6 protein-coding genes are annotated in these 4,067 nt (G+C 56.8%); 2 read left to right on the top strand and 4 right to left on the bottom strand.

What is annotated here, in order from left to right:
• On the bottom strand, window positions 1-152 hold a 152-nt coding region (locus tag HK44_RS26750; RefSeq protein WP_024265195.1), incomplete at its 3' end, for an Lrp/AsnC family transcriptional regulator.
• A 55-nt stretch (window positions 153-207) separates the two neighbouring features.
• Here HK44_RS26750 and HK44_RS26745 point away from each other — a divergent pair.
• Both HK44_RS26745 and HK44_RS26740 read left to right on the top strand, forming a co-directional pair.
• Entirely contained in the window at window positions 208-900 is a 693-nt protein-coding gene (locus tag HK44_RS26745; RefSeq protein ID WP_328590143.1) for an RBBP9/YdeN family alpha/beta hydrolase, read from the top strand.
• Window positions 893-1,642 carry an alpha/beta fold hydrolase gene (locus HK44_RS26740; RefSeq protein WP_019692601.1) on the top strand — a complete coding sequence of 250 codons (750 nt, stop codon included), beginning with the start codon at window positions 893-895 and terminating at the stop codon, window positions 1,640-1,642. Before HK44_RS26745 ends, HK44_RS26740 begins: the two co-directional genes overlap by 8 nt.
• 49 nt (window positions 1,643-1,691) lie before the next feature.
• Here the strand turns inward: HK44_RS26740 and tnpC are convergent, their stop codons facing one another.
• The 3 genes from tnpC to tnpA all read right to left on the bottom strand — a co-directional run bounded on the left by tnpC (window position 1,692) and on the right by tnpA (window position 3,964).
• On the bottom strand, window positions 1,692-3,218 hold the full coding sequence (gene tnpC, locus HK44_RS26735; protein ID WP_019692602.1) for an IS66 family transposase: 1,527 nt from the start codon (window positions 3,216-3,218) through the stop codon (window positions 1,692-1,694).
• A gap of 81 nt (window positions 3,219-3,299) precedes the next feature.
• On the bottom strand, window positions 3,300-3,635 hold the full coding sequence (gene tnpB, locus HK44_RS30005; RefSeq protein ID WP_019692603.1) for an IS66 family insertion sequence element accessory protein TnpB: 336 nt from the start codon (window positions 3,633-3,635) through the stop codon (window positions 3,300-3,302).
• Window positions 3,632-3,964: an IS66-like element accessory protein TnpA gene (tnpA, locus tag HK44_RS26725; RefSeq protein ID WP_019692604.1), complete on the bottom strand. Its 333-nt coding sequence runs from the start codon at window positions 3,962-3,964 to the stop codon at window positions 3,632-3,634. Before tnpA ends, tnpB begins: the two co-directional genes overlap by 4 nt.
• Window positions 3,965-4,067: the final 103 nt, after the last annotated feature.

The raw sequence follows: 4,067 nt of genomic DNA, 5'->3' as shown, positions 1-4,067 counted from the left end.
CCCTCTATGACACCCGCAGCTTCGAGTTTCTGAACTCGCTCGCTCATAGCCGGTTGGGAAAGCCCAATGCGCTTGCCCAAGGATGCCAGGCTTTGCCGTGCATTCTTTTGCAGTGCCTCCAGAATCTGCCAATCTTTGCTGTCCAGCCCCATGCTTTTCCTCTACTGAGTAATCCGATGAATCATCGGTTGACGACGCTTCTTTCGGATGATTTGCCATCCAAGGTCGATGTGTCATTCGCTACATTCTGCGGACACCCCTTCTGAGAAACAAGAAATGACACCTTCGATATTGCTCCTCCCGGGCATTGGCAATTCCGGGCCAGGTCACTGGCAGACGATATGGGCACACACCGACGCTTCCATGGAGAGCATTGGGGGGCAAGACTGGAATCGACCAGTTTGCACAAAGTGGGTCGAGAATCTGGAGGCCGCTATTAGCCGAGCGGGGCCCGACATCGTGTTGGTAGCCCACAGCCTTGGCTGCCTGCAAGTCGCCCACTGGGCGCAATGTAGTCGCACATTGGTTAGGGCCGCTTTGCTGGTTGCCGTACCAGACCCCGACCGCTCCACTTTTCCGAACGAGGCGCTAGGATTTAGTCCACTTGGCCTGAAGCGTTTTGCATTTCCAAGTACCGTTGTCGCAAGCTGCAACGACCCATATGCAGATATGGATTATAGCCAGCGATGTGCAGAAGCCTGGGGCAGCCGCCTGGTGAACATCGGGCCCCAAGGGCACATTAATTCGGCCAGCGGACTTGGTGATTGGCTTCAGGGGAGAGCGTTGCTGGAAGATCTCGTCGCAATGTCTGTGAGACCCGTCCCAGATGTTCGCTCAACCGTTCACGACGCTAAAGAAAAGAACTCACTTCATTGTTCGCAAGGAAAGCCAAATGAATAACGCATCCAACGCCCCTGTTGTATTCATCAACGGCCTTATCGGTACGTTGAATGATCCTGAGATTCATAGACAGTTCGGTGATCGACCCTTCCTTGCACCTGATCTTTACGGCTATGGAAACCATCAAGGTACGCCTGTAGGGAATATCAATATTCAGGGACAGGTCGAACGAATACGCGAGGTGGTCGAAGCCGAGTTCAATGAATGTGCAGTGAATCTTGTTGGGCATTCGGTCGGTGGAGTGGTGGCCTATGCATTTGCCCACCGCTACCCAGAGCGCGTGAAGAGCCTTGTCAGTGTTGAAGGTAACTTCACCCTGAAGGATGCCTTCTGGTCATCGTCCGTCGCGAACATGTCAGTAGAGCAAGCAGAAACCATGCTGGAGGGATTCCGGGCCGATCCCGAGGCCTGGCTGGAGCGATCCGGAATACTGGAGCCCGCTGGCAAAACAGAAACCGCGAAGACCTGGCTTGCCCACCAACCTGCTTCAACCTTGCAAGCTATGGCCCAATCGGTAGTGGCGGTCACAGGGCGCCCTGACTATCAAACAATCTTAAGGAGCGTGTTCGCTTCGGTACCGGTGCATTTGTTGGCGGGTGAGCACTCAGTCGGAGGTTGGGATGTTCCTGACTGGGCAAATAAGGGAGCGACGAGTCTCACCATCATGCCAGACGTTGGACACCTAATGATGTTGCAACATCCCGCTGCGTTCGGTCGACTGGTTGCGGGCCTATTAGCCTGAGTGAGAGTTGATACACGCAAAAGCGTCTGCCGAAGGCACCATGCCTAAGCTAGGAACCCGTCCACTGATGCGGCAGCAGTTGTCCGATCTCGCTTGCTCGCTGCGTCGGCAGCCGCTTGAGAACATCCTTTAAATAGGCGTACGGATCATGCCCATTCAGCCGCGCCGACTGGATCAAACTCATGATCGCCGCCGCACGTTTGCCGCTGCGTAACGAGCCCGCGAACAGCCAGTTCGAGCGCCCAAGAGCCCACGGTCGGATTTGATTCTCACACCAGTTGTTATCAATGGGCACAGCACCGTCATCGAGATAGCGCGTCAGCGCTATCCAGCGTTTGAGGCTGTAATCCAACGCCTTGGCGATGGCCGATCCCTCAGGCACAAGCTGCCTCTGGGCGATCATCCAGGTATGAAGTACGTCGATGATCGGCGCTGCTTTTTCCTGTCGTATTTGTTGCCGGACATCCGGCCCCAGCTCGCGGACTTCTCGTTCAACTTCGTACAAGGCCGCGATGTAGTGCAGCGCTTTTTCGGCAATCTGGCTTTTGTTGGTTGCGTGTAAGTCGAAGAATTTTCGGCGGGCATGGGCCATGCAGCCGATCTCCATGACGCCCAGTTCAAAGCCTGCCTTGTAGCCCGCGAAGTCGTCGCAGACCAGCTTGCCATTCCAGTGGCCCAGGAAGGCTCGGGCATTTTCGCCAGCGCGGCTCGGGCTGAAGTCGTAAACGACCGCCGCCAGATCGGCGAACTGGCTGGTGGCATAGGCCCAGACGTAAGCACGATGAGTTTTCTTTGCGCCTGGCGTGAGCATTTGTACCGGAGTTTCGTCAGCGTGGACGACGCCGTGCGTCAGCACGGCTTCGCGCAGCGCATCGACTAGCGGTTGGAGTTGCACGCCGCAGTTGCCCACCCATTGCGCCAAGGTTGAACGGGCGATGGGCAGCCCGGCGCGGCCAAATATTTTCTCCTGCCGATATAGCGGCAGATGGTCGGCAAACTTGGCCACCATGACGTGGGCCAGCAAGCCCGCTGTCGGGATGCCTTTGTCGATGACGTGCGCCGGTACTGGTGCCTGGATCAGTGTTTCGCATTGCTCGCAGGCCCATTTCCCACGGATATGGCGTTCGACGGTGAACACGCCGGGCGTGTAGTCGAGCTTTTCGCTGGCATCTTCGCCGATGCGCTTGAGGGCGCAGCCGCATTGGCAGTGGCTGTTATCCGGCTCGTGATGGATCAGCGTGCGGGGAAACTGCGATGGTAGCGGTGCGCGCTTGGGTTGCTGGCGCACTTTAGCTTCGACTGATGTCGGTTGCAGCGCTTCAAGCTCAGCTTCGATGGCGGCGATATCGGTGTCGATCAAGTCGTCGAGCAAGCTGGCTTGATCCGGACTTAGCTGCTCGCTGCGCTTGGCAAACTTGAAGCGCTTAAGCAGCGCGATCTCGTGGGCCAGTTTCTCGTTGACCGACTTGTGATGGGTGATTTGCTTGTCCATCGTCTCGACACGCTGGATCAACTGCGCCGCCAAGGCACGCAGTTCTTCAGGGTTTAATTGATCGAGATTCGGATGCGAAGTCATGCGGCCAATTTTGCCAGAGAGGGCTGGTGGCGGCGACAGACTGATGGGCCAATTGCGCTGGCAAGCGCGCCATGTCGGTGGTTAAAGCATCGAGATAATTCCGCCTGCACCGACGCGCTGCCAAGGTAAACCGAGTACCAGGGCCTGAAGTTGCTCGGCATCCAACTCAACTTCGGAGCCATGCCGTACACCTGGCCAGAAGAAGCGTCCTTGATTCAAACGCCGGGCTGCAAGCCAAATCCCCACACCGTCATGCACCAGCACTTTCATGCGATTGGCGCGACGGTTGGCGAACAGATAGGCACAGTGCGGCTTCGCCGCACCAAACACCGCGATAACTCGCGCGAGCGCGGTTTCAGTGCCGGCCCGCATGTCCATGGGCTCGGTGGCGAGCCAGATCGAGTCGATGCGGATCATCGCAGCAGGTCTCGTAAGAAAGCGGAACACGCCGCTGCATTTTCTGCCGGCCAACTCACCACGACTGCGCCTTTTGAATGAGGCACTTCGATTCGGATCGTAGCGGGAAGAGGTTGATGCGTCGCTATCGGTGGCGATGCCTTGACCGGGATGAAGGCTGTTTGCAGCGTTAGAGTTTTCTGCGCATGCACCCGAATCCATTTATGGACGAGGTTAGCATTGAGGTTGTGGGTCAAGGCGACATTGGCAATCGAGGTGTCAGGCTGGGCGCACTCGGCAATGACCTGGGCCTTGAAGGACTTGGAATAGGAACGGCGTTCTTGTGGCATGGGCGTCCGCTTTAAAGGCTAAAAATGGTGTCCACTTAAATTTAGGTGGACACCATCGCCTTAAGCGATGGCATCAGGAAGGTGTGTTGCCCGGACGGTTACG

Source organism: Pseudomonas fluorescens HK44 (assembly GCF_000217955.3).
GTDB classification, from domain to species: domain Bacteria; phylum Pseudomonadota; class Gammaproteobacteria; order Pseudomonadales; family Pseudomonadaceae; genus Aquipseudomonas; species Aquipseudomonas fluorescens_AQ.
This window is presented reverse-complemented; position numbering and strand designations above follow the sequence as displayed.